Origin of the sequence: Serratia sp. SSNIH1 (genome assembly GCF_002935055.1) — a bacterium.
GTDB classification, from domain to species: Bacteria; Pseudomonadota; Gammaproteobacteria; order Enterobacterales; family Enterobacteriaceae; genus Serratia; species Serratia nevei.
Genome location: NZ_CP026383.1, coordinates 1,525,682 through 1,551,997, shown reverse-complemented (window position 1 = coordinate 1,551,997; position 26,316 = coordinate 1,525,682). Strand labels below are relative to the sequence as shown.

The following is a 26,316-nucleotide window of genomic DNA, read 5'->3' as shown; positions in this document are numbered from 1 at the left end:
CAACGCAATTTTTATCCTGCCGCCCGAATGTGTATCGGGAGAGGCCAAAGCCCAAAAAGGTGATTTTATGAAGCGCGCGGTTGTCGTTTTCAGCGGTGGACAAGACTCCACGACCTGCTTGATCCAGGCATTGCAACAGTATGATGAAGTTCACTGCGTCACGTTCGATTACGGCCAGCGCCATCGCGCCGAGATTGAAGTGGCTCAAGAGCTGTCGGTAGCCCTCGGCGCCAAGGCACACAAGGTGCTGGACGTAACGCTGCTCAATGAGCTGGCCGTCAGCAGCCTGACGCGCGACAATATTCCGGTTCCCGCCTACGATCCCAATCAGAAAAATGCGCTGCCGAGCACCTTCGTGCCGGGCCGCAACATCCTGTTCCTGACGCTGGCGGCGATCTACGCCTACCAGGTGGAAGCGGAAGCGGTGATCACCGGCGTGTGTGAAACCGATTTCTCCGGCTATCCGGATTGCCGCGACGAGTTCGTTAAAGCGTTGAACAAGGCGGTGACGCTGGGCATCGCCCGCGATATCCGCTTTGAAACGCCGCTGATGTGGCTGAACAAGGCCGAAACCTGGGCGCTGGCGGATTATTACCACCAGCTGGATCGCGTACGCCAGGATACGCTGACCTGCTACAACGGCATCAAAGGTGACGGCTGCGGCGAATGTGCCGCCTGCAACCTGCGCGCCAATGGCCTGATGCAGTACCGGGCCAACCAGGCGGAAGTGATGGCGGCGTTGAAACAGAAGGCCGCTCTGGCCTGAGGCAGTGATGGCGGCAGCCTCTGCCGCCCGTAAGCTTACTGCAGATTATCCTTCGGCGTGAGCGCCTCCAGGTGCTCGCGCAATTCTCCTTCGATCGGCAGCGCACGTTGCGTTTTCAGATCGACACACACGAAAGTCAGCAGCGCGTCGGCCACCGGCGTCCCCGCCGGATCCTGCGTCACCTTTTGGCTCAGCACCCCGCTCTTGCCGTTGAGCTGCACCATCTGGCTGTCGATACGCAGCTTATCCCCCAATACCGCCGGGCTGCGGTAATTGATATTGATGTTCACCACGATGAAAGCGATGTTGTTTTCCGTCATCCAGCGGAACCCGGCCTCGTTCTCCAGCCATTCCCAGCGCGCCTCTTCCAGAAACTCCAGATAGCGGGCATTGTTAACGTGCTGGTAAACATCAAGGTGATAACCGCGAACTTTGATAAAGGTTTGCATAGGGAACGATCGCTCCTGCCTGGTGATTACAGAAAGAGGGAGCCGCAGCGGCTCCCTCGCCCGTTTGGTCAACGCGCCAAACTGGTAAGACCTGTAAAATGTAGCAGAGGAGTGACGGCCTCAGCGGCATTTTGCCACGCAGCCGCGACCGGGATCACATTTTCAGCCGGGTGCGGTTCTTCTCAAACAGCGCCGGCCCGATGCCCGGCACCTCCTGCAACTGCTCAACCTGGGTGAACGGCCCATTCTGCTCACGGTAGCGCACGATGCCTTCCGCCTTCTTCAAACCGACGCCGCTCAAGGCGGCGGCCAACTGTTCGGCGGTAGCCTGATTGATGCTGACCGCCGCCTCCTCGGCTGTCTTGGCCATCACCGATTGCCCGCCATTGCTCGCCGGTGCTGAGAGCATGGGTGCCGGCGCCTCGGCTTTATCCACCGCGGCAGCCGGCCCCGCCAGGCACAACAGCAGCGCGGTCAGCGCAGCTTTGATGTGATGCGGGTAACCTGATAACGCTGATTTTTTCTCAGTATGTTTCATGCTGTATCCTCCTTGTGTGTGACAGCAAGGCTACCTTGCCGCGGCGGCGAATATTCAGCAATCGGCGGATATCAGATGTGGAAAAGGCCGCGAAAGCGGCCTTTGTTTGTTGCACTGCGTTGCAGAAAAATGCGGCGATTACTGAGGCTGTTGCTCAGCGGCGCCCATTTTGATCTTGGCTTCTTTACGCAGGCTCGCCAGCAGCGAATCGAAGGAAACGCCGGTCGCGCCCTCTTCCATCTTGCCGACGAAGGTTTTCATTTCGTCTTCCGGCAGTGTGCCTGGCTTCACCGCATCAAGCGCGATCAGCACCACGTTGTCCTGGCGATCCTGCGACATGCCGTACACCAGTTTTCCGTCCTGCGGGTGCGGCAGCGCGAACACGCTCTCCACCAGCTGGCTGTCTTCCGGCGCGCGCGCCATCTTCTGCACGGCACCAAAGCTCAGGCCGGCGGCTTTCATCGCCTCGTCGCCCTTGCCCTGCTTCAGCTCAACCAGCAGCTTCTCGCCCTGCAGTTTCGCTTCCTGCACCGCTTTGTTGCGCTTCACCAGCTCGGCCACGCGGTCTTTCACCTGGTCGAACGGTTCGATACCTTCCGGCTTATGGCCGCTCACGCGCACCACGAAGGCGCGGTCGCCATCTACGGTGATCACGTCGGAGTTGCTGCCCGGCGCGCCGTTCTCGCCGATCAGCGAGCCGTCGAAGATCGCCTGCACGACCGGCTTGAAGTTCAGCGCGGCAGGAATGTTGTCACGGGTGAACCAGTCGCTTTGCGCCGCTTTCACGCCGGCCGCTTCTTCAGCCGAGGCCAAAGATTCGTTGTCGCTGGTCGCCGCTTCGCTCACCTTCTGCTGCAGCGCGTAATACGCGTCTACCGCTTTCTCCTGCTGCACTTGCTTGGCGATGGCGTCATGCACTTCGCTCAGCGGCTTCACTTTCTCAGGTTCGATATCGTTCAAACGCACGATCAGGAAGCCGACGGAAGATTTCACCACGCCGGACAGCTGCCCTTTCTCGGTCAGGTTAGCCTGCTTCAGCTCGTCGGCGGTGGTTTCCGGCTCCAGCCAACCCAGCTCGCCGCCGGTACGGCGTGAGATGATATCGGTGGATTTCTCTTTCGCCAGGGTGGCAAAATCGGCGCCCTTCTTCAGCTCGTCCAGCGCGGCGTTGGCTTCCGCCTCGGTTTTCAGCTGGATCACGCTGTAGTTTTTACGCTCCGGCTGGCCGTAGCTGCTCTTGTGCTGGTCGTAGTAAGCGCTGATGTCTTCTTCGCTCACTTTCACCTTGTCCTGCATGGACGCGGCGTCCAGCGAGATATAGCTCACCTTCATCTGCTCCGGTGCGATGAAGCTGTTTTTGTTCTGATCGTAATACGCCTTCAGTTCGTCGTCGCCGGCGCTCTGTTTCGCCTGCAGCGCCTTCAGATCGATGGTCGCCAGGCGCACATCGCGCTCCTGCAGCACCAGCGCCGCCATGGCTTGCGATTCGGACGGCAGCACGAAGCCGGACTCGCCGAAGGCCTGAATCAGCTGCTGATTGACCAGCTGCTGGCGCATCGACTGCGCGAAGTTGTCTGCGGTGTAGCCCATGCGGCCGATCAGGTCGAGGTATTTGGCGTTATCGAACTGGCCGTTGGTCTGGAAGTAAGGCGCCTTGCGGATAGCGTCCTTGATCTGATCGTCGCTGACCGCCAGGCCCAGCTTCTTGGCGTACTGGTCGAGCAGCATGTTGTCGATCAACTGGGACAACACCTGACGGCGCATCTGCTGCATGTAGCCTTCGTTGCCGGCCAGCGCGGAGAACTGGTCACCCAGCTGCTGCTGCATGCGGCTACGCTCGCTTTGGAAAGCCTGTTCCAGCTGAGCGCGTTCGATCGTCTGACCATTTACTTTCGCAGCATAATCGCCGGAGCCGCCGATCAGGTAGTTACCCACCCCGGTCAGAACGAATGACAGGATGATCAGGGCCAGGATGATTTTGAGCACGACGTGATTAGCAGCCGCGCGTAAATTGTCCATCATAGTGTGACAACACTCCGCTGTGATGTGGATTAACAACCCTTGTGCAGGCGCGTTCCCTGCGACAAAAATAAAAAAAGCGCATCAGTCCGATGCGCCTTGTATCTTACCTTACCAGCACCGCTGCGTCAGGTGATTGTTTATTACAAAACCCTGTTACGCTAAACGGTTAGACGCTAAATCAGTTTACAGCGTCTTTCAGCGCTTTCCCTGCACGGAAGGCCGGTACTTTGGCTGCCGCGATTTTGATCTCTTTACCGGTCTGCGGGTTGCGGCCGGTACGAGCCGAACGTTCACGCACGGTGAAGGAACCGAAACCTACCAGAGCCACGTCATCCCCTGCTTTCAGAGAGTCGGTAACGGAAGCGATTACTGCGTCTAAAGCACGTCCCGCTGCCGCTTTGGAAATATCAGCACCTGCGGCAATCTTGTCGATCAGTTGTGACTTATTCACTCTATCATCCCCTCTAGAATTCTATCGTCGCACCGAAAAATCCCTACGGTTGCGACAGCGCAGCTGTTATATCAATCCCATCGAACCTTGGCAAGCCACCGACTGGGTGGCAAAACGCGGGCCGACAGAGATCTAACTTAGCGGTACAAAAAAATACTGGCAAGTCCGAAATGGCTTGCCAGTATAAGTTTTATCAATGGTTTTTGCGATTCGTCACTATTTTGCCGCTACCGGCAGTGCGCCGAAGGCCGGGTTTTGCAACGCAATGTTCAAAACTTCATCGATTCGCTGCACCGGATGAATCTCCAGATCGGCGATAACATTGTCCGGAATCTCTTCCAGATCGCGCTTGTTCTCGTAAGGGATCAGCACGGTTTTGATGCCGCCGCGATGCGCCGCCAACAGCTTCTCTTTCAGGCCGCCGATCGGCAATACCTGGCCGCGCAGCGTGATCTCGCCGGTCATCGCCACATCGGCGCGTACCGGGTTGCCGGTCAGGCAGGAGACCAGCGCGGTGCACATCGCGATACCGGCGCTCGGGCCGTCTTTCGGCGTAGCCCCTTCCGGCACGTGCACGTGGATGTCGCGTTTCTCGTAGAAATCGGCGTTGATGCCCAATTTCTCCGCGCGCGCGCGCACCACGGTCAGCGCCGCCTGAATCGATTCCTGCATCACTTCACCCAGGGATCCGGTGTAGGTCAGCTTGCCTTTGCCCGGCACGCAGGCGGTTTCGATGGTCAGCAGATCGCCGCCCACTTCCGTCCACGCCAGCCCGGTGACTTCGCCCACGCGGTTTTCGGTATCCGCACGGCCGTAATCGACGCGCTGCACGCCCAGGTAATCTTTCAGGTTGTCGCCGTTGATCTCGATATGCTTGCGCTTCTTGTCCATCAGCAGCGTTTTCACCGCTTTACGGCACAGCTTGGAGATTTCACGCTCCAGGCTACGCACCCCGGCTTCGCGGGTGTAGAAGCGAATGATACCGATGATGGCGCTGTCGTCGACCGTCAACTCGCCTTTTTTCAGCGCGTTGCGCTCAAGCTGCTTCGGCAGCAGGTGCTGCTTGGCAATGTTGAGCTTCTCGTCCTCGGTGTAACCCGACAGGCGGATCACTTCCATACGGTCCAGCAGCGGCGCAGGGATGTTCATCGAGTTCGAGGTGGCGACGAACATCACGTCGGACAGATCGTAATCCACTTCCAGGTAGTGGTCGTTGAACGCCACGTTCTGTTCCGGATCCAGCACCTCCAGCAGAGCGGAGGCCGGATCGCCGCGCATGTCGGAAGACATCTTGTCGATCTCATCCAGCAGGAACAGCGGGTTCTTCACCCCAACCTTGGCCATCTTCTGGATCAGTTTGCCCGGCATCGAACCGATGTAGGTACGGCGGTGACCGCGGATTTCCGCTTCGTCACGCACGCCGCCCAGCGCCATGCGCACGTACTGGCGGCCGGTCGCTTTGGCGATCGACTGCCCCAGCGAGGTTTTACCCACGCCCGGCGGCCCCACCAGACACAGGATCGGCCCCTTGATTTTGCTGACGCGGCTCTGTACCGCGAGGTACTCGAGGATGCGATCCTTGACGCGCTCCAGGCCGTAGTGATCGGTATCGAGCACTTCCTGCGCCTTGACCAGGTCTTTTTTCACCTTGCTGCGCGCATTCCACGGTACCTGCAGCATCCAGTCGATGTAGCCGCGCACCACGGTCGCTTCCGCTGACATCGGCGACATCATCTTCAGCTTCTGCAGTTCCGCTTCGGTTTTCTCGCGCGCCTCTTTCGGCATCTTCGCCGCATCGATCTTGCGCTTCAGGGCTTCGTGCTCGTCCGGCGCGTCGTCCATCTCGCCCAGCTCTTTCTGAATCGCCTTCATCTGCTCATTCAGATAGTACTCGCGCTGGCTCTTCTCCATCTGCTTCTTGACGCGGTTGCGGATGCGTTTCTCGACCTGCAGCAGGTCGATCTCCGACTCCATCATCGCCATCAGGTATTCCAGACGCTCGGTGATGTCGGACATCTCGAGCACCGACTGCTTGTCGCTGAGTTTCAGCGGCATGTGGGCAGCGATGGTGTCCGCCAGACGCGCGGCGTCGTCGATGCTGTTCAGTGAAGTCAGCACCTCCGGCGGGATTTTTTTGTTCAGCTTGATATAGCCTTCAAACTGATTGATCGCGGTGCGCACCAGCACTTCCTGCTCGCGCTCGTCGATCGCTGGCGACTCAAGGTATTCCGCCTGCGCGGCAAAATGCTCACCGCTGTCGGACAGCGTAGTGATGCGTGCGCGCTGCAGCCCCTCGACCAGCACTTTTACCGTGCCGTCCGGCAGCTTCAACATCTGCAGGATCGACGCTACGGTGCCAACCGAGAACAAGTCGTTAATGCCTGGTTCATCCGTTGAGGCCTCTTTCTGTGCCACCAGCATGATCTTCTTATCGTGATCCATTGCGGCTTCGAGGCACCGAATCGATTTTTCCCGGCCAACAAATAACGGGATCACCATGTGCGGATAAACCACCACGTCGCGCAATGGCAGGACGGGGATTTCAATGCGTTCGGAACGCTCAGGGTTCATAGAGCTCTCTCTTAGTTTAATTTCCGCCAGGTTGAGGAGGAATCTCATGAGACGCAAGCATCTAACGTTTCATAAAATCTGGTTAATGAGTATATGGGGATGAATCTCTTACATTCAACGGCAAGAATGCAGGAAAAAGAAATGGGGGATGAAATCCCCCATTTTGCTGATAACGCTCTGGTTTAACTGGCTAATTATTCGCCAGATGCCTGGGCTTCCGGCTTGCCGTAAATCAGCAGCGGCTTGGATTGGCCGGCGATGACCGACTCGTCGATCACCACTTTGTCTACGCTGTCCATCGACGGCAGATCGTACATGGTGTCGAGCAGCGCGCCTTCCACGATGGAACGCAGGCCGCGGGCGCCGGTTTTGCGCGCCATGGCTTTCTTGGCGATGGCGTTCAGCGCTTCGTCGCGGAACTCCAGCTCCACGCCTTCCAGGTTGAACAGCGCCTGATACTGCTTGGTCAGGGCGTTCTTCGGCTCTTTCAGGATCTGAATCAGCGCATCTTCGCTCAGCTCGCTCAGGGTCGCCACCACCGGCAGACGGCCGATGAACTCTGGGATCAGACCGAACTTGATCAAATCTTCCGGTTCGGCCTGCAGCAGCAGTTCGCCCTCGGTGGCCTTCTCGGACTCGCCCTTGACGGTCGCGCCGAAGCCGATGCCGGAGCCGGTGTTGACGCGCTGACCGATCACCTTATCCAGGCCGGCGAAAGCACCGCCGCAGATAAACAGGATCTTGGAGGTATCAACCTGCAGGAACTCCTGTTGCGGATGTTTGCGCCCACCCTGCGGCGGAACCGCGGCGATGGTGCCTTCAATCAGCTTCAGCAGCGCCTGCTGCACGCCTTCACCCGAGACGTCACGCGTGATCGACGGGTTGTCGGACTTGCGGGAAATCTTATCGATTTCATCGATATAAACGATGCCGCGCTGCGCTTTCTGCACGTCATAGTCACATTTTTGCAACAGCTTCTGGATAATATTTTCCACGTCCTCACCCACGTAACCGGCTTCGGTCAGCGTGGTGGCGTCGGCCATGGTGAACGGCACGTCCAGGAAGCGCGCCAGCGTTTCCGCCAGCAGAGTTTTACCGCTGCCGGTCGGGCCGATCAGCAAGATGTTGCTCTTGCCCAGCTCGATACCGTTGCTGGTATCGCCGTTGCGCAGGCGTTTGTAGTGGTTGTACACCGCAACCGCCAGCACTTTCTTCGCCTGCTCCTGGCCGATGACGTAGTCATCCAGGTGGTGGCGAATTTCGTGCGGCGTCGGCAGTGCACTGCGCTCACGATGCGGGGCAACTTCTTTAATCTCTTCGCGAATAATGTCGTTACACAGATCGACACATTCATCGCAGATATACACTGACGGCCCGGCAATCAGCTTACGCACTTCATGCTGGCTTTTGCCGCAAAAAGAGCAGTACAGCAGCTTTCCTGAACCGTCTTTGCGCTTATCTGTCATCAGTCAAACCTCTTTTTTAGTCTTGTCCCGCAGGAAAATCACGGCGGCAGTGCGCCCAAACTCATATCGGGAACGCCGAGGAGCCACAACAGAGCGAGCCCCTGCCCACTCTGATTACTATAGTCCATCGGCGCCGCGTGGTTCTAGCTGCGGTGTGTCAGAATGCCGTCAACCAGGCCGTATTCCACGGCTTCTTCCGCGGTCATAAAGCGATCGCGCTCGGTGTCGCGTTCGATCTGCTCCAGCGGCTGGCCGGTATGCTCGGCCATCAGTTCGTTCATGCGCGCTTTCACCTTAAGGATTTCACGCGCGTGGATTTCGATGTCCGTCGCCTGGCCCTGGTAGCCGCCCAGCGGCTGGTGAATCATCACGCGCGAGTTCGGCAGGCAGAAACGTTTGCCTTTGGCACCCGCGGTCAGCAGGAAGGAGCCCATCGAGCACGCCTGGCCCATACAGATGGTGCTGACGTCCGGCTTGATGAACTTCATGGTGTCGTAAATCGACATGCCCGCGGTGATCACCCCGCCCGGCGAGTTGATGTAGAGGAAAATGTCTTTTTCCGGGCTTTCCGCTTCGAGGAACAGCATTTGCGCCACGATCAGGTTGGCCATGTGATCTTCCACCTGGCCGGTCAGGAAAATGATGCGCTCTTTCAGCAGGCGGGAATAGATGTCGTAAGAACGCTCCCCGCGTGAAGTCTGCTCTACCACCATCGGCACCAGCGCCATGTTCGGTGCAAATTGATCTCGTTCGCCACTGTATGACATTACCGTCTCCTAATAGAAATTGCCTTGGCGGCCAGGGTGTCACCCTAATACGCCGATTCTACTTGAGAACGGCCATGATGACTATGCTCAAGCATTCGACCCGCGCCACACGTACCCGACGGTTATTTCATCCCGCGCACTTTGGCAAACAGCCCCAGAATTATTCTTAACAGATTGGGGGATCCCGGCGCGATTTCAAGCCCAGAGGCCGATTTTCTCCGCGCGCCGAAAACGATGCCGTTATTCTGACCGTTATCATGCCAGCCAGTTCCCCAGGCAACAGGGTAAATATAGTGCATATTGCCCCGCTTAACCTGAGATTAATCAGCAACGTGGCAAAAAGAAAAGCCCGCAACCTCAGGTTGCGGGCTTTTTCATCGTGCGCCGGTTCGCCAGGCGAAACCGGGGGCGCCGTTCATCGCGCCCGGCACGCCGGCATTACGCCTGTTGAGTCTGGTTCATCAGCTCGCTGAAGGTAGTGGCTTTTTCAGTCACTTTCGCTTTTGCCAGCAGGGCTTCAACCGCTTGCTCTTCCAGAGCCACGTTGCGCATGTTGTTCATCAGCTCTTTGTTTTTGCTGTAGAACTCGATGACTTCGCTCGGATCTTCGTAGGCAGAAGCCATTTCTTCGATCAGCGTCTTCACGCGGTCTTCGTCAGCTTTCAAATCGTTGGTGCTGATCACTTCGCCCAGCAGCAGGCCAACCACTACGCGGCGTTTCGCTTGCTCTTCGAACAGCTCGCGTGGCAGTTCCAGCGCTTGCTTCTCGTTGCCGCCGAAACGCTGTGCAGCCTGACGACGCAGTACGTCGATTTCGCCGTCGATCAGGGCAGCAGGCACGTCGATTTCGTTCGCGCTCACCAGACCGTCGATCGCCTGAGACTTGATGCGGTTACGCACGGCGCCTTTCAGCTCGCGCTCCATGTTCTTGCGAACTTCGGTGCGCAGACCGGCAACGGAACCGTCCGCCACGCCGAAACGCTTGATGAACTCTTCGGTCAGTTCCGGCAGCTCGCGCTCTTCAACTTTCTTCAGCACGATAGCGAATTTGGCCGCTTTGCCCTTCAGGTTTTCCGCGTGGTAATCTTCCGGGAAGTTCACGTCGATGGAGAACTCTTCGCCCGCTTTGTGACCGACCAGGCCTTCTTCGAAGCCTGGGATCATGCGGCCCTGGCCCATTGCCAGTACGAAGTCGGACGCTTTGCCGCCTTCGAACTCTTCACCGTCGATAGAACCGGTGAAGTCAACGGTCACGCGATCTTCAGCTTCCGCTGCGCGATCGGTTTCTTTCCAGGTCGCCTGCTGCTTGCGCAGGGTGTCCAGCATCGCGTCGACGTCTTCGTCGTTCACTTCAACCACAGGTTTTTCAACTTCGATGTTTTCCAGGCCTTTCAGCTCAACTTCTGGATACACTTCGAATTCAACGGCGAAAGTGAAGTCTTCACCTTCTTTGTACTCGCCCGGCACGTAGTTTGGTGCGCCGGCCGGATTAATCTTTTCTTTGATGATCGCGTCAACGAAGCTGCGCTGCATCGCTTCGCCCAGCACGTCCTGACGAACAGAGGCGCCGTAACGCTGTTCCACGATGTTCATCGGCACTTTGCCTTTGCGGAAGCCGTCGATACGCACGCTTTTCGCTGCGTTGATCAGCTCTTTCTTCACCGCCTGCTTGATAGTATCAGCCGGTACAGTAATAGAGAGACGGCGCCCAAGGCCTTGAGTGGTTTCTACTGAAACTTGCATCTTGTTACCTCAAAAAAATCACAGTGCTCGGTCAACTCCGTTCCAAGAACCAGGACGGCTACAAATAAGAACCGAGTTCCCTGATGACAGAAGCGTCCCGAAACCATTCCGGAAAAATAAGACGCGACATTATAGCGGCGCATGCATGGCGAGTCGAGGAAAGCTAGGCGGCGCAGGCGCGCTAAAACTCACACTTTTGCCGATTCAATCGCCAAAAGGCCGCCAAAACAGACCGAACGTTGGCCATATTGCGCGTCGGCCGTGTCGTCGTCAAAAACAGAAACGGCCCGCAGGCCGTTTCAAAATTCGTCAGTAGTAATACCCTAATTCGAGGGCAAAGTTCCACTGATACCTGAAAATTTCCCCCTCAGGCCAGCGTCCCGGCGCCGCGGCACGGCGGCGAGGCCGGCACGGTATCCTGCAAACCTTCCCACTCTTTGAGCGTATAGGTGTGCAGCGCCAGCGCGTGTACGCCATCAGCCAGTTCTTCCGACAGTACGCCGTAGATAGAGCGGTGACGCGTCAAAAACCGTTCGCCGACGAAGCGATCGCTGACCAATACCACTTTGAAATGACTTTCTGAACCCGCCGGAACGTTATGACGATAGCTTTCATCAACGACTTCCAGATACGCGGGCTCAAACGCCGCCCTTAACTTTGCTTCTATTTGCTCGCGAATCATAGGATCTCCTTACAACACCGGCAGAGGACCGTGCCCATCTAGTTCAATATTAGCCGGTTTTCCCCCGTTTAGACCATCGCTGGGACAAATTTCTCTTTTCTGCGGTCAGATGATGAGCGTCATCCCCGCCGCTTGGGGGATTATCCGATTGAGCGGGCCAAAAAAGCGTGTTTTTATCAACGGCAGGTAAAAATTTGTCACTCAGGCGCCTTCCGCGCTTCCACCGCACGGCGGCGATGCTATGATGTCGGCAATTTGTTGTCGGCTATCCCGCTCTGATTATTGCTAAATCCATCGAGAATGAGACAGAAAACATGTTAAAGAAACTTTGTCTTCCTTTGCTGGCCGCCCTGCTGCTGGCCGGCTGCGCGACCAGCAGCAACACCCTGAACGTCACCCCGAAAATCGTTCTGCCGCAGCAGGATCCTACCCTGCAGGGCATCACCATCAGCATCAACGGCGCGGATCAGCGCACCGATCAGGCGCTGGCCAAGGTGAATCGCGACGGCCAACTGGTCACGCTGACGCCATCGCGCGATCTGCGTTTCCTGCTGCAGGAAGTGCTGGAGAAACAGATGGGCGCTCGCGGCTACATGATCGGCGCCGACGGCCCGGTGGCGCTGCAGATCGTCGTCAATAACCTGTACGCGGACGTTTCCGAAGGTAACCTGCGCTACAACATCACCACCAAAGCCGACATCTCGATCATCGCCCAGGCGAAGAACGGCAACAAGCAGGTGAAAAATTACCGCTCGACGTATAACGTGCAGGGCGCCTTCACGGCCACCAACGAGAAGATCACCGACGCCGTCAACTCCGTGCTGGGCGACGTGATCGCCGACATGGCGCAGGACACCAGCGTCAACGACTTTATCAAGCAAAACGCGCGCTAATCGACGCGCCTTGCGCCGCCCGGCGGATCGGGCGGCGCAGACAGGGACCTCATGTCGAAACACTATCTGAACATCTTCACCCAGCGTAACTCCGCCATTCTGCTGCTGCTGGGCTTCGCGTCGGGTCTGCCGCTGGCATTGACCTCCGGCACGCTGCAAGCCTGGATGACCGTCGAAAACATCGATCTGAAGACCATCGGCATTTTCTCGCTGGTGGGCCAGGCCTACGTCTTCAAATTCCTCTGGTCGCCGTTCATGGACCGCTATACCCCGCCGTTTCTCGGGCGGCGGCGCGGTTGGCTGCTGATCAGCCAGCTGCTGCTGGTGGCGGCGATCGTGGCGATGGGCTTCATGCAGCCCGCGCAGCACCTGTGGTGGCTGGCGGCGTTGGCGGTGCTGGTGGCGTTCTGCTCCGCCTCGCAAGATATCGTGTTCGACGCTTATAAAACCGACCTGCTGAAAGCCGAAGAGCGCGGGGCGGGTGCGGCGATCTCGGTGCTGGGCTACCGGCTGGCGATGCTGGTTTCCGGCGGCCTGGCGCTGTGGCTGGCGGATCGCTATTTCGGCTGGCAGGCCACCTACTGGCTGATGGCCGGGTTGATGCTGATCGGCGTGGCCGCCACGCTGATGGCGCCGGAGCCGGATGAAAGCATCCCGGCGCCGCGAACCATGGAACAGGCGGTCGTCGCGCCGCTGCGTGATTTCTTCGGCCGCAACAACGCCTGGCTGATCCTGCTGCTGATCGTGATGTACAAAATGGGCGACGCCTTCGCCGGCAGCCTGAGCACCACGTTCCTGATCCGCGGCGTGGGGTTCGACGCCGGTGAAGTCGGGCTGGTCAACAAAACGCTCGGCCTGTTCGCCACCATCGTCGGTGCCCTGTTCGGCGGCGTGCTGATGCAGCGTCTCACCCTGTTCCGCGCGCTGATGCTGTTCGGCGTCCTGCAGGCGGTCTCCAACCTCGGATATTGGATCCTGGCGGTGACCGACAAGAGCCTGCTCACCATGGGCAGCGCCATCTTCCTCGAAAACCTGTGCGGCGGCATGGGCACCGCGGCCTTCGTGGCGCTGCTGATGACGCTGTGCAACCGTTCGTTCTCCGCCACCCAGTTCGCGCTGCTGTCGGCGCTGTCCGCCGTGGGGCGCGTCTATGTCGGCCCGATCGCCGGCTGGTTCGTCGAAGCCCACGGCTGGCCGTTGTTCTACCTGTTCTCTATCGCCGCCGCCCTGCCCGGCTTGCTGCTGCTCGGCATCTGCCGCCAAACGCTGGAACACACCCAGCAACATGGCGACTTTCTGCCGCGTACCGAGTTTTCCGGATCTTACCGCTGGGCGCTGCGCCTGCTGACGCTGGGCTGTTCGCTGTTGGGCCTGTGGTTGCTGTTACTGATCGCCAATGCGCTGGACTGGACGCAGGCACCGCAGTTGGCCGATCGGCTGCTGCAGGTCGGCGCCGCGCTGAGCCTGCTCGGCGTCGCGATGGGCAGCGCGCTGGATTACCTGGCCCTGCGCCGCACCCGTTTGGCATAATCTGACCGGCCGGCGATTTCGCCGGCCGAAAAAAAAGCGATCCGCAGGTATATTTATTTGGTAAAAAAAGATAATCGACGCGGAAATTATTTTTTTATCCGACTGCCGCACTCGGAAATAAAATTAAATTCACTTTTAAGACACAATTATTTTACATTAAATAAACCTTTTCTGCGTATTTCCCCGCCGCGCATTTCTTCGCCAAATTCATCATACCTTTAGTTTTCCTTAACATACGGACTGCTCGTCACGATTCAGCGTGCCAACGCGTTGTTGTCATTGGTAAATTGTCACGCAGGGTTACATCTGTGACCCCCTTAACAGAAAGTGTCAACAAGCCGCTGACACTCCCTTAAGCATGTTTACAGTACTGCAACCTTCCCGTAAAATGCCCGCACACATGAAACGACAATTGAGCCTTTGTTATTGAGGTCGTTAGATGAGACTTAAGAAATACAATAAAAGTATTGGGATGCTGTCATTAATCGCAGCCACTGTATTGCTCAGTGGTTGCGATATGGTTTTGATGAATCCCAAAGGAGCAATTGGTGTTGAGCAACGGACACTGATTATCACTGCAATCGCGTTGATGTTGATCGTGGTGGTGCCAGTTATCTTCATGGCGTTCGCCTTTGCCTGGAAGTATCGCGCTTCCAACAAAGACGCCAAGTACAGTCCGAACTGGGCCCACTCCAACAAGATCGAAGCGGTCGTCTGGACCATTCCTATCATTATCATCGCCATCCTTGGCACCATTACCTGGAAGACTACCCACGAACTCGACCCGTTCAAGCCGATTGTCACCGACAAGAAGCCGATGACGATCGAAGTGGTGTCGCTCGACTGGAAATGGCTGTTCATCTACCCGGAACAAGGCATTGCGACCGTTAATGAGCTGGCTTTCCCGAAAGATGTTCCAGTCGAATTCAAGATCACTTCTAACTCGGTAATGAACTCGTTCTTTATCCCGCAGTTGGGTGGACAGATTTATGCGATGGCCGGCATGCAGACCAAACTGCACCTGATCGGCAACGAAGCCGGTGCCTACAAGGGCATCTCCAGCAGCTACAGCGGCGCAGGCTTCTCCGGTATGAAATTCACCGCGATCGTTACCCCGACCGAAGGCGACTTCGATCAGTGGGTGGCCAAGGTGAAGGCATCGTCTAAAAACCTGAACACCACCGACGACTTTAACAAACTGGCAGAGCCGAGTGAAAACAACCCGGTTGAGTACTTTGCCGCTGTCAAACCGAATTTGTTCAAAGAAACAATTGCCAAATTCATGGGTGACATGGATATGCACAAGGGCGCTGGCGCGCACGAAGGCATGGACATGAGCCAAGGTATGGACATGGGTGAACATGCTGCTCACGCCGGAGCCGAGGAATAACTGATGTTGGGAAAATTAACACTTGATGCGGTTCCGTACCACGAACCGATCATCATGGTCACCGTAGCCGCAATTATTGTCGGGGGCCTGGCAGTGCTGGCGCTGCTGACATATTTCGGCAAATGGAAGTGGCTGTGGAGCGAATGGCTGACTTCGGTCGACCATAAAAAAATTGGTATCATGTACATCATCGTGGCGATGGTCATGCTGCTGCGCGGCTTCGCCGACGCCATCATGATGCGTAGCCAGCAGGCGTTGGCGTCCGCCGGCGAAGCCGGGTTCCTGCCGCCGCATCACTACGACCAGATCTTCACCGCGCACGGCGTTATCATGATCTTCTTCATGGCGATGCCTTTCGTGGTCGGCCTGATGAACGTCGTGGTGCCGCTGCAAATCGGTGCGCGCGACGTCGCCTTCCCGTTCCTGAACTCCCTGAGCTTCTGGTTCTTCGTGGTGGGCGTTGTGCTGATCAACATCTCCCTGGGGGTCGGTGAGTTCGCTCAGACCGGTTGGCTGGCGTATCCGCCGCTGTCGGGTAAAGAGTACAGTCCTGGCGTCGGGGTCGATTACTGGATCTGGAGTCTGCAGATTTCCGGTCTGGGTACCCTGCTGACCGGCGTGAACTTCTTCGCCACCATTCTGAAGATGCGTGCCCCTGGCATGCCTATGATGAAGATGCCGGTGTTCACCTGGGCGGCCCTGTGTACTAACGTCCTGATCATCGTTTCTTTCCCAATTCTGACCGTCACCATCGCGCTGCTGACCCTGGATCGCTATCTGGGCACCCATTTCTTCACCAATGATATGGGCGGCAACATGATGATGTACATCAACCTGATTTGGGCCTGGGGTCACCCAGAGGTGTATATTCTGGTTCTGCCGGTGTTCGGCGTGTTCTCCGAAGTCACCGCGACCTTCTCCAGAAAACGCCTGTTCGGCTATACCTCACTGGTATGGGCAACCATTGCGATCACCGTTCTGTCGTTCATCGTCTGGCTGCACCACTTCTTCACCATGGGGTCCGGCGCGAACGTTAACGCCTTCTTCGGTATCGCCACCATGATCATTTCCATCCCGACCGGGGTGAAAATCTTCAACTGGCTGTTCACCATGTATCAGGGCCGTATCAAGCTCAACTCCGCGATGCTGTGGACCGTTGGCTTCATCATCACCTTCTCCGTGGGTGGTATGACCGGCGTTCTGCTGGCGGTGCCGGGCGCGAACTTCGTGCTGCACAACAGCCTGTTCCTGATCGCTCACTTCCACAACGTCATCATCGGCGGCGTGGTGTTCGGTTGCTTCGCGGGCCTGACCTACTGGTTCCCGAAATCCTTCGGCTTCACGCTGAACGAAAAATGGGGCATCCGCGCGTTCTGGTTCTGGATTATCGGCTTCTTCACCGCCTTCATGCCGCTGTACGCATTGGGCTTTATGGGCATGACCCGTCGTATCAGCCAGAACATCAACCCTGAGTTCCACCCTCTGCTGCTGGTTGCAGCCGGCGGTGCGGCGCTGATCGCCTGCGGCATCCTGTGCCAGCTGATCCAAATCTTCGTCAGTATCCGTGACCGCGAACAGAACCGCGATCTGACCGGTGACCCATGGGGTGCTCGTACTCTGGAGTGGTCAACTTCGTCTCCACCGCCGTTCTATAACTTTGCCGTAGTGCCGCAGATTCATGACCGTGATGAATTCTGGGACATGAAAGAAAAAGGTGAAGCGTATAAGAAACCGGCTAAATACGAACCGATTCATATGCCTAAGAACACCGGCGCCGGCGTTATCATCGCCTTCTTCAGCCTGGTCTTCGGTTTCGCAATGATTTGGGAAATCTGGTGGATGGCTCTGGCCGGCTTCATCGGTATGATCGTTGTCTGGATCGGCAAGAGCTTCGATCACGATGTTGACTACTATGTGCAGGTTGATGAAATCGAGCGCATTGAGAACCAACACTACGAACAAATCCGTAAAGCAGGCGTGAACCATGTCAACTGAAACTCTGACCAATCATAACGCAGCCCATGCAGAGCATGGGCACCACGATGCGGGTGAGACCAAAGTCTTCGGATTCTGGATCTACCTGATGAGCGACTGTATTTTGTTTGCGAGCTTGTTCGCGACTTATGCAGTCCTGGTGAACGGGACCGCGGGCGGTCCCTCAGGCAAAGACATCTTCGACCTGAAGTTTGTCCTGGTCGAAACTTTCCTGCTGTTGTTCAGCTCCATCACCTACGGCATGGCGATGATCGCCATGAACAAGGGTAAAGTTGGCGGTGTAAACACCTGGCTGTTCCTGACATTCCTGTTTGGTCTGGGCTTCGTGGCGATGGAAATCTATGAATTCCATCACCTGATCGCCGAAGGCTTCGGTCCGGATCGCAGCGCGTTCCTGTCCAGCTTCTTCGCGCTGGTCGGCACCCACGGTCTGCACGTAACTTCCGGCCTGATTTGGATCATCGTGATGATGATTCAGGTGAGCAAGTTCGGCCTGACCGCAACCAACAAAACCCGCCTGATGTGCCTGAGCCTGTTCTGGCACTTCCTGGATGTGGTCTGGATCTGCGTATTTACCGTTGTCTACCTGCTGGGGGTTATGTAATGAGCCATTCATCCCATGAAACCTCTCACGGCGGCGCAAGCCACGGCAGCGTGAAGTCATACCTGGTCGGCTTTATCCTGTCGATCATCCTGACGGTAATTCCATTTGCGATGGTAATGAACGGCACTGCCTCTCATTCCACCATCCTGGCGGTTGTTGTCGGTATGGCGGTTATCCAGGTGATTGTTCACCTGGTTTACTTCCTGCACATGAACACCTCATCGGAAGAGCGCTGGAACCTGGTGGCATTGCTGTTCACCGCTATGATCATCGGTATCGTTGTTGTAGGTTCACTCTGGATTATGTACAACCTCAACATCAATATGATGGTCGATTAAGAGCTGAGCTGCACGTGATGATTAAGCAATACCTGCAAGTCACTAAACCAGGAATTATTTTCGGCAATTTAATTTCTGTCGTTGGGGGATTCCTGCTCGCTTCCAAAGGGAGCATCGACTATCCCCTGTTTCTCGCCACCCTGGTGGGTGTCTCGTTGGTGGTCGCGTCGGGCTGTGTGTTTAACAACTACATCGACCGCGACATCGACAAGAAAATGGAGAGAACGAAGAATCGGGTGCTGGTAAAAGGCCTGATCGCGCCGAGTGTCACCCTGGTTTATGCGACCGTGTTGGGTATTGCGGGCTTCGCGTTGCTGTATATCGCGGCCAATCCGCTGGCCATGTGGCTGGCGGTGATGGGCTTCGTGGTTTATGTCGGCGTTTACAGCCTGTACATGAAACGCCACTCGGTCTACGGCACGCTGATCGGCAGCCTGTCGGGCGCTGCGCCGCCGGTTATCGGCTACTGCGCGGTGACCAACGAGTTCGACGCCGGCGCGTTGATCCTGCTGGCTATCTTTAGCCTGTGGCAGATGCCGCATTCTTATGCGATCGCTATCTTCCGCTTTAAAGATTACCAGGCGGCCAACATTCCGGTCCTGCCGGTGGTGAAAGGCATTTCCGTCGCCAAGAACCACATCACGGTCTACATCCTGGCATTTATGATCGCCACGCTGATGCTGACCCTGGTAGGTTATGCCGGCTATAAGTACCTGATCGTCGCTGCGGCGGTGAGCGTATGGTGGCTCGGCATGGCGCTGCGCGGTTACAAGACCGAAAACGACAGCGTCTGGGCGCGTAAACTGTTCGTGTTCTCCATCGTCGCCATCACCTCGCTGAGCGTGATGATGTCGATCGACTTCAGCGCCACGGCGGCGCCTGAAGCGCTGGTGACCTACGTTTGGTAAGCCAAATCATCTGTGAATGGGCCGCTTTTGCGGCCCATTTTATTTGTCACGCCGAAAAGCGGCCGAACTGTAATATCTGTTAAACAACATTCGATTTACCCCCCCTGCCCTGCACACTAAAATGACGCAGCTTTACAGAAGTCATGCCATCAGGCGCGGTTTCAACGTCTGATGGCATGGTTTTTACCGAGGTTTGATGTGAACGATAATTCAATGACCCCACAGGAGCGCCGCGCCACCTGGGGATTGGGCACCGTCTTCTCCCTGCGCATGCTCGGCATGTTTATGGTACTGCCGGTGCTGACCACCTACGGCATGGCGCTCAACGGCGCCAGCGAAGCGCTGATCGGCATCGCCATCGGCATCTACGGCCTGGCGCAAGCGGTGTTTCAAATCCCGTTCGGCTTGGTGTCCGATCGCATCGGCCGCAAGCCGCTGATCGTCGGCGGCCTGCTGATCTTTGCCCTCGGCAGCGTGATCGCCGCCGCGACCGATTCGATCTGGGGCGTGATCCTCGGCCGCGCGCTGCAAGGCTCCGGCGCGATCGCCGCCGCGGTCATGGCGCTGCTCTCCGATCTGACCCGCGAGCAGAACCGCACCAAGGCGATGGCGTTTATCGGCGTCAGCTTCGGCATCACCTTCGCCATCGCCATGGTATTGGGCCCTATCATCACCCACGCCTTCGGACTGCATGCGCTGTTCTGGATGATCGCCGTACTGGCGCTGGCCGGCATTGTCATCACCCTGGCGGTAGTGCCTTCCGCCGACACTCACCTGCTGAACCGCGAGTCCAGCATCGTGCGCGGCAGCTTCCGCAAAGTGCTGAACAACTCGCGCCTGCTGAAGCTCAACTTCGGCATCATGTGTCTGCACATTCTGCTGATGTCGAGCTTCGTGGCGCTGCCGCTGGCGATGGAAAAAGCCGGGCTGGCGGCCAGCGAACACTGGATCGTCTACCTGGTGACCATGCTGGTATCGTTCGCCGCCGTGGTGCCTTTCATCATCTATGCCGAAAAATATCGCCGCATGAAGCAGGTCTTTATGGGCTGCGTGGCGGTGCTGTTCTGCGCCGAAGTGCTGCTGTGGCTCTCCGGCGCGCACCTGTGGGGCATCATCGCCGGCGTGCAGCTGTTCTTTATGGCCTTCAACGTGATGGAAGCCATTCTGCCTTCGCTGATCAGCAAAGAGTCACCGGCCGGCTACAAGGGCACCGCGATGGGGGTCTACTCCACCAGCCAGTTTATCGGCGTGGCGATAGGCGGCAGCCTCGGCGGCTGGCTGTACGGTTTGCAGGGGGCGGGCCTGGTGTTTATCGCCGGCGCAGTGCTGGCGGCGCTCTGGTTCCTGGTCAGCAGCACCATGAAAGAACCGCCGTATGTCAGCAGCCTGCGCATTACGCTGTCGGAACTGGCGGTGAAGGATTCGGCGCTGGAAAGCCGCCTGAAGGCGCAGCCCGGCGTGGCCGAGGCGATCGTAGTGCCGGAAGAGCGCAGCGCCTACGTCAAGGTGGATACCAAGCAGACCAATCGCGGTCAGCTGGAAGCGCTGGTCAATTCGCTGTAAAGAATCAGGGCCGGCAATGCCGGCCCCGTAGAGATTAATCGCGGAAATTCTTGAACTGGAACGGCTGCCCCAGATCGCCGCCGCGCACCAGCGCCATCACGCTCTGCAAATCGTCGCGTGACTTACCGGTCACCCGCACCTCTTCGCCCTGGATCTGCGCCTGCACCTTCAGCTTGCTGTCTTTGATCAGCTTGACGATTTTCTTCGCCACAGAGGTTTCAATCCCCTGCTTCAGCTTGGCTTCCACACTGTAGGTTTTACCGCTGTGGGTAAACTCTTCCGGGATCTCCAGCGCAGCGCCGTCGATGCTGCGCTTGCTCAGCTTTTCGCGCAGAATGTCGAGCAGCTGCTGCACCTGGAAATCAGACTCGGTGGCAACCTTGATGCTTTGGTCTTTCTCGTTTAGCTCAAAGCTGGCCGGCACGTTGCGAAAATCCCAGCGGGTGCCGAGATCGCGGGTGGCGTTCTCAACGGCGTTACGCACTTCCTGCATATCAATTTCGGAAACGATGTCGAAAGATGGCATACTTCTTCCTCCTGAATGAGTGCCTAATAGCTTAGGCGATTTTGATGCCGAGCATGATAACCGCTTTGCCGCCTCAGACAAAATCTGCTGAACGCACGCAGGGATAGCGCTTCGGGCTGCCATAAAGCCTATAGTTAATTCACGGTAATTGAGCGGTATTCCCGTGTTTCCAAGGAGACTGAATGAAAATAACCATTCTTGGTTGCGGCGCGCTCGGACAACTGTGGCTCTCCCGGCTGTATCAGCAGGGCCACGATGTACAGGGATGGCTAAGAGTGCCGCAGCCTTTTTGCGCGGTGAACGTGATAGAGCCGGAAGGCGTCTCGTTTAATCGCAACTTGCCCACCAACGATCCGGAGCACCTTGCGCAAAGCGAGCTGCTGCTGGTGACGCTGAAAGCCTGGCAGGTGTCCAGCGCGGTCAGCGCGCTACTGCCGAAGTTGAACCCCCAGTGCGCCATTTTGCTGCTGCACAACGGCATGGGCACCCAAGAGGAGCTGCCGCCGAACGGCCAGCCGATCCTGCAGGGCACCACCACCCACGCCGCGCGCCACGAAGGCAGCACCATTATCCACGTCGCCACCGGCATCACCCACATCGGCCCGAGCTCACCTGCCGCCCAGCACCTCAGCCACTTGGCGGAAGTGCTGCATCAGGCGCTGCCCGACGTTGCCTGGCACAACAACATCGCCTCGGCCAACTGGCGCAAGCTGGCGGTCAACTGCGTGATCAACCCGCTGACGGCGCTGTATGGCTGCCGTAACGGCGATCTGCAGCGCTACCCGGAACAGATCGAAACGCTGTGTCGTGAAGTCGCCAGCGTGATGGCGATGGAGGGCTACCACACCTCCTGCGAAGGTCTGATGCAATACGTGATGGACGTGATACACAGCACCGCCGACAACGTTTCGTCGATGCTGCAGGATATCCGCAACCAGCGGCACACCGAGATCGACTACATCACCGGTTACCTGCTGCGCCGCGCGCGCAGCCACGGCCTCGCGCTGCCGGAAAATGCGCGGCTGTTTGAACTGATTAAACGAAAGGAAAATGAATATGAGCGTATCGGCGCTGGTCTGCCTGGCACCTGGTAGCGAAGAAACCGAAGCCGTCACCACCATCGATCTGCTGGTGCGGGCGGGCGTAAAAGTCACTACCGCCAGCGTTGCCGGCGACGGCGAGCTGACTATCGTCTGTTCGCGCGGCGTCAAACTGCTGGCCGACGCGCCGCTGGTGGCGATCGTCGATGAGCCGTTCGACGCCATCGTGCTGCCCGGCGGCCTGAAAGGCGCAGAATGTTTCCGCGACAGCCCGCTGCTGGTGGAAAAGGTGCGGCAGATGCATCTGCAGGGCAACATCGTCGCCGCCATCTGCGCGGCGCCGGCGCTGGTGCTGCAGCACCACGATCTGTTCCCGGTCGGCAACATGACCGGCTTCCCTGGCCTGAAAGACCAGATCCCGGCGGATAAATGGATGGAGCGCCGCGTGGTGTACGACGCACGCGTCAACCTGCTCACCAGCCAGGGGCCGGGCACCGCGATGGAGTTCGCGCTGAAGCTGATAGACCTGCTGCTCGGCAAGGCCAAAGCGGCGGAGATCGCCGCGCAGCTGGTGCTGATCCCGGGGATGTACGACTATCGCGACAGTGAAGAAAACTGAGTTAACGTGTTGAAATGCGGGGCGCTGATCCGCGCCCCGCAACGCGTCAAAAACTGAGCTGGCTGGAGAAGCCCAAAACCAGGCGCTCATTCGCCAGCGATCCGGGTTTGACCATCGGCGTGCCGGCGAAAACGTCCGCAGCAAAACGCCCCTGATTCACCTGCAGGCCAATGACGCTCCCCGCCAGCCGGCCGCCGTCCCCCTGCTGTTTGGCCAACTGCCCATAGTCGAACCCAATATAAGGTTGCAGCATGTCACGTTCCAACGTCAGCGTATTGCGCAGATACCCTCCGCTGCTGCCGATCAATTTGCTGTCGCCGCTAAACCCACGCACCGTAGAACGATCGCCGATAAACGACTTATCCTGGATCGGCTGTGCGGCGCTCGCCCATTGCCCCGATAACTCCCCGAGATAACGCAGGCGATGGCCAAATGCATTGAAGGGTTTCAGCATACTGCCGCCCGCTCGCAGCTGTTGTTCGGCATGTGAACTCCCCTTCCCGACACCGGCAAGGGCGTCGGCAGTCAACGCGATCTGCGAATGAGCGCCATAATACAGGTGGCTGACACCCAGCTTCAGGCTGGTTAACCGCGCGCTCTGCAAGGCAATCTCCGTGTCATTGAGGTAATAGCGGTAATGACGTTGCAACAACTGGGCGTTCAACGCCGTTTTCTCATTCATCCCGCGCGCCAACGTATAGTCAGTCTGCAGCCCCCAATACTGCGAACGGCCGTTATAGCGATAATCGGTGAAGTTACCGGCGAAAGTCTGGTGATAGCGGCTGTCGCCGCCCAACGCGCTGAAGCGCCAGTACCCCCAAGGCAAGCTATAGTACAGGGCGCGGCTTTCATTGCCTTTGCCCGGCGGCGCCAGAATGCTGCGCGCCATCGACAGATAGAAAATATCGCCCAGTGAAGTCAGATTATCGAGATATAACGCGCCGCCTGCCTGATAACGCCCCGCGGAGCTGACGCCGGCGTCATCCGCCCAGGCGGTAAAACGCCAATATTTATCTTGTCGCCGAAAAATCTCGATATCGCTTTCGCCAGGTCGCTCGGCGGGAACAATGCGAATATCGCTGATAACGCCCGGAATTCCGCCCATATTCTCCAGCCCTTGCTCAATGCGGCGTAAATTCAGCACATCATCGGCAGCAATGGGAAAAAGCGTATCGGGGCGAAAATAGGTGCTGCTGCCCGCCTGCATTCTCAACTGGCCGATACGGCCATAATGCACGCGAACCTTCAGTATTCCTGCCGGTACCGCTTGCACGTCAAACTGCACCCGCGAAGTGATATAGCCTTGTGCAATCAGCTCATTTTGCAGCTTCTTGTGCAATTTCGCCAACCCTTGCCCCCCCATACAGCGCCCGCGGGCAGCGTGCGCCAACCGTTCGAAAGAAGTAAGGCTTGCTGGCGCCATCGCCATTTCGACAGAGCCGATCACCCAACAGGGGGACTCGTTGACAAAAATATCCGTTGGCGCGTTTTGTTCCGGCAGCGGTGACAAGACAGAGGGGGTAGACGGTAACAGTTTGCGCTGCGTATCGCCGATGAGGTTTTCTTGGCTGACGAGTTGTTTCACAGGAGCCGGTACAGAATCCGCACGGCTGAAACCGCTGAACAACACGGCTAGACAAAGAATAAAAAATTCCCTTTTCATGCTCTCTCACTCATTCCCCCACCCAAGGGTGGGGGAAACGCCTATCACATCCAATAAGACCAACCGTAAGGCCAGCCGAAACCGCCGTATCCCCAACCCCAGTTATTCACGGGTTTGTTGATGTCCCGACCGTTGTTGGTGACCAGGCCGGACGTGGAGCGCATCGTGCCGGAGTTGTTGAAAGAGACGCCGCGATGGCTGATATCGCCAAACGCTTCAATCCTGCCGTAGTTGCTGAAGCGGGTATCCGACAAGCTGACGGAGGAGGTGCGGGAAACGATATGTCCGCGGTTGGTAATGGACGTCCCCTGGATAGCCGCGCCGTTTTGGGCTTCGATCACGCCATTGTCAGCGTTAAACAAGCTGGTGGCGTTGAGTTGCAAAGCCTGCGCGGATTGAATGCCGCCGGTATTGTCCAACTGTGTGGCAGTGATGGATGCCGAACGCGCGCTCACATTCTTTTCATTTTGCAGCCGGGTGGCGCTGATGTTCAATTGCCCCTGTGAAGCGATGTTCCCTTGGTTGACCAGCGAGTCGGTACTGATGTCAACGCCGCCATTTTTCGCCTGAATCTGCCCGCGGTTAGCAACACCGACAGAAGCGCGGGATACATTTTGGGCACCGTTGCCGATTTGCACGCGTTCATAACTTCCCGCGTCGCTCTGGATACTGACGATACTGACATTATTCAACGAAGTGCCGGTGTTGGAACCAGCCCCATTGACATTGCCGCTATTGACACCTACGCCGTTTTCATTGGCGACCAGCTTAATTTTGTTGGCGTACATGCCGCCCAACTCGGCGACGTCGACCAACACTTCAGGCTTATCTTTAGAAGCTTCAACGTTATTGAAGCGGGATAAATCCGCTGAAACCGTTTTTTCCCCGCCGAGACTAACAGCGCGTCCGCATGAACCGCAGCGCTGATTTCAGCCGTACGCGCAATGATCGCCGTATAATCGACATCGCCTTTCTTCAGCCCGTCCCCCTCAACGCGAATATTTCCTTGATTAACCCGGTAGCTGTTAAAAGCGCCGTCCTTGAACTGCAAATCGGCGGTAGTTAATACGCCATTACGGGCGTTGATAAAACCACAGCCGTTACAGGTAATGCCGGATTTATTGGCAATAACGACATCGGCGCGTTGCCCGGCGACTTCTACCATCCCCTTCAAAATACTTTTATTCGCCGAGTTCACTTCATTCAGAATTACCTTAGCTGCACGCCCCTCTAACTGAGCGTTTCCCCCAACAGCACCGGCCAATGACGTATTAGCGCCCGAAAGGCTGTTATTTAAAATAGCGCCCTGAACGCCAATATCAAACTGCGTGTAAACGTTATGCGAGACACCGTCCGCACCTGCACGATTGATGTTCACCACCGGCACCTGATTGATATGCTCAACTGATGCCCCACCCGTCTGAGGTACTATTTGCGCCAACAGCGGCGCGCTGGGCACCAGAAACGCCGCTGCCGACAACAGCAATGTCGTCTTATTCATTTTCATTAATCGCTCTCCTTAATCCCAGTCAACCATTAACTGATGTTCAGACTAATGTCGAAAACATTAATGGCCATAGGGATATATCCTTATGCAATGTGCGTTACCCTGATAACCATAAAATATTAATGGCCAATGCTCAGCAAAAATAAAATTTGCACAGTAAGAGAAAAACATGCGCAATCAAATGCCGAAACATAATTTCAATAGGGAGTTGGCAGATAAAAACCGACAGGTCTGTCAGCATTCGACAGCAATAATAACCATAAAAATAAATAAAAAAATCAATAG

General features: G+C 57.0%; 24 protein-coding genes. 11 read left to right on the top strand and 13 right to left on the bottom strand.

The features are described from left to right. Nucleotides 1-67: 67 nt before the first annotated feature. Nucleotides 68-766: a 7-cyano-7-deazaguanine synthase QueC gene (gene queC / locus C3F38_RS07425; RefSeq protein WP_025301770.1), complete on the top strand. Its 699-nt coding sequence runs from the start codon at nucleotides 68-70 to the stop codon at nucleotides 764-766. A gap of 35 nt (nucleotides 767-801) precedes the next feature. Here queC and C3F38_RS07420 read toward each other — a convergent pair whose 3' ends face one another. The 9 genes from C3F38_RS07420 to bolA form a co-directional block, all read right to left on the bottom strand. After that, nucleotides 802-1,215 carry a thioesterase family protein gene (locus C3F38_RS07420; protein ID WP_038876185.1) on the bottom strand — a complete coding sequence of 138 codons (414 nt, stop codon included), beginning with the start codon at nucleotides 1,213-1,215 and terminating at the stop codon, nucleotides 802-804. Between the two features lie 154 nt (nucleotides 1,216-1,369). Continuing rightward, nucleotides 1,370-1,753, bottom strand: a complete 384-nt coding sequence (locus C3F38_RS07415) for a helix-hairpin-helix domain-containing protein (RefSeq protein ID WP_047728709.1) — start codon at nucleotides 1,751-1,753, stop codon at nucleotides 1,370-1,372. A gap of 138 nt (nucleotides 1,754-1,891) precedes the next feature. Continuing rightward, entirely contained in the window at nucleotides 1,892-3,775 is a 1,884-nt protein-coding gene (gene ppiD / locus C3F38_RS07410; protein ID WP_055316556.1) for a peptidylprolyl isomerase, read from the bottom strand. Nucleotides 3,776-3,953: 178 nt separating this feature from the next. Beyond that, entirely contained in the window at nucleotides 3,954-4,226 is a 273-nt protein-coding gene (gene hupB, locus C3F38_RS07405) for a nucleoid-associated protein HU-beta (RefSeq protein WP_004940351.1), read from the bottom strand. A gap of 216 nt (nucleotides 4,227-4,442) precedes the next feature. After that, on the bottom strand, nucleotides 4,443-6,797 hold the full coding sequence (gene lon, locus C3F38_RS07400) for an endopeptidase La (protein ID WP_019454189.1): 2,355 nt from the start codon (nucleotides 6,795-6,797) through the stop codon (nucleotides 4,443-4,445). A gap of 194 nt (nucleotides 6,798-6,991) precedes the next feature. Further along, nucleotides 6,992-8,263, bottom strand: a complete 1,272-nt coding sequence (clpX, locus tag C3F38_RS07395; protein ID WP_004940354.1) for an ATP-dependent protease ATP-binding subunit ClpX — start codon at nucleotides 8,261-8,263, stop codon at nucleotides 6,992-6,994. 143 nt (nucleotides 8,264-8,406) lie between these two features. Further along, on the bottom strand, nucleotides 8,407-9,030 hold the full coding sequence (gene clpP / locus C3F38_RS07390; RefSeq protein WP_016928858.1) for an ATP-dependent Clp endopeptidase proteolytic subunit ClpP: 624 nt from the start codon (nucleotides 9,028-9,030) through the stop codon (nucleotides 8,407-8,409). 438 nt (nucleotides 9,031-9,468) lie between these two features. Further along, a complete protein-coding gene (gene tig / locus C3F38_RS07385; protein ID WP_004940358.1) occupies nucleotides 9,469-10,773 on the bottom strand; it encodes a trigger factor in 1,305 nt (434 codons plus the stop codon). Between the two features lie 367 nt (nucleotides 10,774-11,140). Next, nucleotides 11,141-11,455: a transcriptional regulator BolA gene (bolA, locus tag C3F38_RS07380; protein ID WP_004940361.1), complete on the bottom strand. Its 315-nt coding sequence runs from the start codon at nucleotides 11,453-11,455 to the stop codon at nucleotides 11,141-11,143. 314 nt (nucleotides 11,456-11,769) lie between these two features. On the opposite strand from bolA, the gene C3F38_RS07375 reads away from it, so the two are divergent. From C3F38_RS07375 to C3F38_RS07340, 8 genes are all read left to right on the top strand, one after another. Further along, complete coding sequence (locus tag C3F38_RS07375) at nucleotides 11,770-12,348, top strand: lipoprotein (protein ID WP_025160064.1); 579 nt, start codon at nucleotides 11,770-11,772, stop codon at nucleotides 12,346-12,348. A gap of 51 nt (nucleotides 12,349-12,399) precedes the next feature. Then, a complete protein-coding gene (ampG, locus tag C3F38_RS07370; RefSeq protein ID WP_047728716.1) occupies nucleotides 12,400-13,878 on the top strand; it encodes a muropeptide MFS transporter AmpG in 1,479 nt (492 codons plus the stop codon). Nucleotides 13,879-14,317: 439 nt separating this feature from the next. Continuing rightward, the gene (gene cyoA / locus C3F38_RS07365) at nucleotides 14,318-15,268 is read left to right on the top strand and encodes a cytochrome o ubiquinol oxidase subunit II (protein ID WP_025301763.1); all 951 of its coding nucleotides are present in this window, start codon (nucleotides 14,318-14,320) and stop codon (nucleotides 15,266-15,268) included. Nucleotides 15,269-15,271: 3 nt separating this feature from the next. Continuing rightward, nucleotides 15,272-17,263: a cytochrome o ubiquinol oxidase subunit I gene (gene cyoB / locus C3F38_RS07360; RefSeq protein WP_033637313.1), complete on the top strand. Its 1,992-nt coding sequence runs from the start codon at nucleotides 15,272-15,274 to the stop codon at nucleotides 17,261-17,263. Then, the gene (locus C3F38_RS07355; protein ID WP_019454194.1) at nucleotides 17,253-17,867 is read left to right on the top strand and encodes a cytochrome o ubiquinol oxidase subunit III; all 615 of its coding nucleotides are present in this window, start codon (nucleotides 17,253-17,255) and stop codon (nucleotides 17,865-17,867) included. Before cyoB ends, C3F38_RS07355 begins: the two co-directional genes overlap by 11 nt. Then, nucleotides 17,867-18,205 (top strand): cytochrome o ubiquinol oxidase subunit IV, encoded by a 339-nt coding sequence (locus C3F38_RS07350; RefSeq protein ID WP_019454195.1) that lies wholly within the window; start codon nucleotides 17,867-17,869, stop codon nucleotides 18,203-18,205. Before C3F38_RS07355 ends, C3F38_RS07350 begins: the two co-directional genes overlap by 1 nt. A gap of 17 nt (nucleotides 18,206-18,222) precedes the next feature. After that, nucleotides 18,223-19,113 carry a heme o synthase gene (gene cyoE / locus C3F38_RS07345; protein WP_015376842.1) on the top strand — a complete coding sequence of 297 codons (891 nt, stop codon included), beginning with the start codon at nucleotides 18,223-18,225 and terminating at the stop codon, nucleotides 19,111-19,113. A gap of 198 nt (nucleotides 19,114-19,311) precedes the next feature. After that, nucleotides 19,312-20,676, top strand: a complete 1,365-nt coding sequence (locus tag C3F38_RS07340; protein WP_055312070.1) for an MFS transporter — start codon at nucleotides 19,312-19,314, stop codon at nucleotides 20,674-20,676. A gap of 34 nt (nucleotides 20,677-20,710) precedes the next feature. Here C3F38_RS07340 and C3F38_RS07335 read toward each other — a convergent pair whose 3' ends face one another. After that, on the bottom strand, nucleotides 20,711-21,202 hold the full coding sequence (locus C3F38_RS07335; protein WP_025301759.1) for a YajQ family cyclic di-GMP-binding protein: 492 nt from the start codon (nucleotides 21,200-21,202) through the stop codon (nucleotides 20,711-20,713). Between the two features lie 182 nt (nucleotides 21,203-21,384). Between C3F38_RS07335 and panE the strand changes: the two genes are divergently transcribed. Both panE and yajL read left to right on the top strand, forming a co-directional pair. Beyond that, entirely contained in the window at nucleotides 21,385-22,296 is a 912-nt protein-coding gene (gene panE, locus C3F38_RS07330) for a 2-dehydropantoate 2-reductase (RefSeq protein ID WP_055316559.1), read from the top strand. Beyond that, the gene (yajL, locus tag C3F38_RS07325; RefSeq protein ID WP_047728724.1) at nucleotides 22,259-22,861 is read left to right on the top strand and encodes a protein deglycase YajL; all 603 of its coding nucleotides are present in this window, start codon (nucleotides 22,259-22,261) and stop codon (nucleotides 22,859-22,861) included. The genes panE and yajL overlap by 38 nt, the downstream gene beginning before the upstream one ends. Nucleotides 22,862-22,907: 46 nt before the next feature. On the opposite strand, the gene C3F38_RS07320 is transcribed toward yajL, so the two are convergent. The 3 genes from C3F38_RS07320 to C3F38_RS07310 form a co-directional block, all read right to left on the bottom strand. Then, on the bottom strand, nucleotides 22,908-24,446 hold the full coding sequence (locus tag C3F38_RS07320) for a ShlB/FhaC/HecB family hemolysin secretion/activation protein (protein WP_158006781.1): 1,539 nt from the start codon (nucleotides 24,444-24,446) through the stop codon (nucleotides 22,908-22,910). A gap of 122 nt (nucleotides 24,447-24,568) precedes the next feature. Continuing rightward, nucleotides 24,569-25,342 carry a hypothetical protein gene (locus tag C3F38_RS07315; protein ID WP_146054013.1) on the bottom strand — a complete coding sequence of 258 codons (774 nt, stop codon included), beginning with the start codon at nucleotides 25,340-25,342 and terminating at the stop codon, nucleotides 24,569-24,571. After that, nucleotides 25,267-26,031, bottom strand: a complete 765-nt coding sequence (locus C3F38_RS07310) for a filamentous hemagglutinin N-terminal domain-containing protein (protein WP_103767400.1) — start codon at nucleotides 26,029-26,031, stop codon at nucleotides 25,267-25,269. Before C3F38_RS07310 ends, C3F38_RS07315 begins: the two co-directional genes overlap by 76 nt. Between the last annotated feature and the right edge of the window lie 285 nt (nucleotides 26,032-26,316).

Excerpts from the sequence above, each read along its gene's own strand:
- C3F38_RS07415 (WP_047728709.1), bottom strand. The coding sequence starts at position 1,753 with ATGAAACATACTGAGAAAAAATCAGCGTTATCAGGTTACCCGCATCAC.
- C3F38_RS07420 (WP_038876185.1), bottom strand. The coding sequence starts at position 1,215 with ATGCAAACCTTTATCAAAGTTCGCGGTTATCACCTTGATGTTTACCAG.
- ppiD (WP_055316556.1), bottom strand. The coding sequence starts at position 3,775 with ATGATGGACAATTTACGCGCGGCTGCTAATCACGTCGTGCTCAAAATC.
- queC (WP_025301770.1), top strand. The coding sequence starts at position 68 with ATGAAGCGCGCGGTTGTCGTTTTCAGCGGTGGACAAGACTCCACGACC.
- C3F38_RS07350 (WP_019454195.1), top strand. The coding sequence starts at position 17,867 with ATGAGCCATTCATCCCATGAAACCTCTCACGGCGGCGCAAGCCACGGC.
- bolA (WP_004940361.1), bottom strand. The coding sequence starts at position 11,455 with ATGATTCGCGAGCAAATAGAAGCAAAGTTAAGGGCGGCGTTTGAGCCC.
- cyoE (WP_015376842.1), top strand. The coding sequence starts at position 18,223 with ATGATTAAGCAATACCTGCAAGTCACTAAACCAGGAATTATTTTCGGC.
- tig (WP_004940358.1), bottom strand. The coding sequence starts at position 10,773 with ATGCAAGTTTCAGTAGAAACCACTCAAGGCCTTGGGCGCCGTCTCTCT.
- C3F38_RS07355 (WP_019454194.1), top strand. The coding sequence starts at position 17,253 with ATGTCAACTGAAACTCTGACCAATCATAACGCAGCCCATGCAGAGCAT.
- C3F38_RS07335 (WP_025301759.1), bottom strand. The coding sequence starts at position 21,202 with ATGCCATCTTTCGACATCGTTTCCGAAATTGATATGCAGGAAGTGCGT.
- cyoA (WP_025301763.1), top strand. The coding sequence starts at position 14,318 with ATGAGACTTAAGAAATACAATAAAAGTATTGGGATGCTGTCATTAATC.
- clpP (WP_016928858.1), bottom strand. The coding sequence starts at position 9,030 with ATGTCATACAGTGGCGAACGAGATCAATTTGCACCGAACATGGCGCTG.
- panE (WP_055316559.1), top strand. The coding sequence starts at position 21,385 with ATGAAAATAACCATTCTTGGTTGCGGCGCGCTCGGACAACTGTGGCTC.
- cyoB (WP_033637313.1), top strand. The coding sequence starts at position 15,272 with ATGTTGGGAAAATTAACACTTGATGCGGTTCCGTACCACGAACCGATC.
- lon (WP_019454189.1), bottom strand. The coding sequence starts at position 6,797 with ATGAACCCTGAGCGTTCCGAACGCATTGAAATCCCCGTCCTGCCATTG.
- C3F38_RS07310 (WP_103767400.1), bottom strand. The coding sequence starts at position 26,031 with ATGAAAATGAATAAGACGACATTGCTGTTGTCGGCAGCGGCGTTTCTG.
- clpX (WP_004940354.1), bottom strand. The coding sequence starts at position 8,263 with ATGACAGATAAGCGCAAAGACGGTTCAGGAAAGCTGCTGTACTGCTCT.
- C3F38_RS07375 (WP_025160064.1), top strand. The coding sequence starts at position 11,770 with ATGTTAAAGAAACTTTGTCTTCCTTTGCTGGCCGCCCTGCTGCTGGCC.
- yajL (WP_047728724.1), top strand. The coding sequence starts at position 22,259 with ATGAGCGTATCGGCGCTGGTCTGCCTGGCACCTGGTAGCGAAGAAACC.
- ampG (WP_047728716.1), top strand. The coding sequence starts at position 12,400 with ATGTCGAAACACTATCTGAACATCTTCACCCAGCGTAACTCCGCCATT.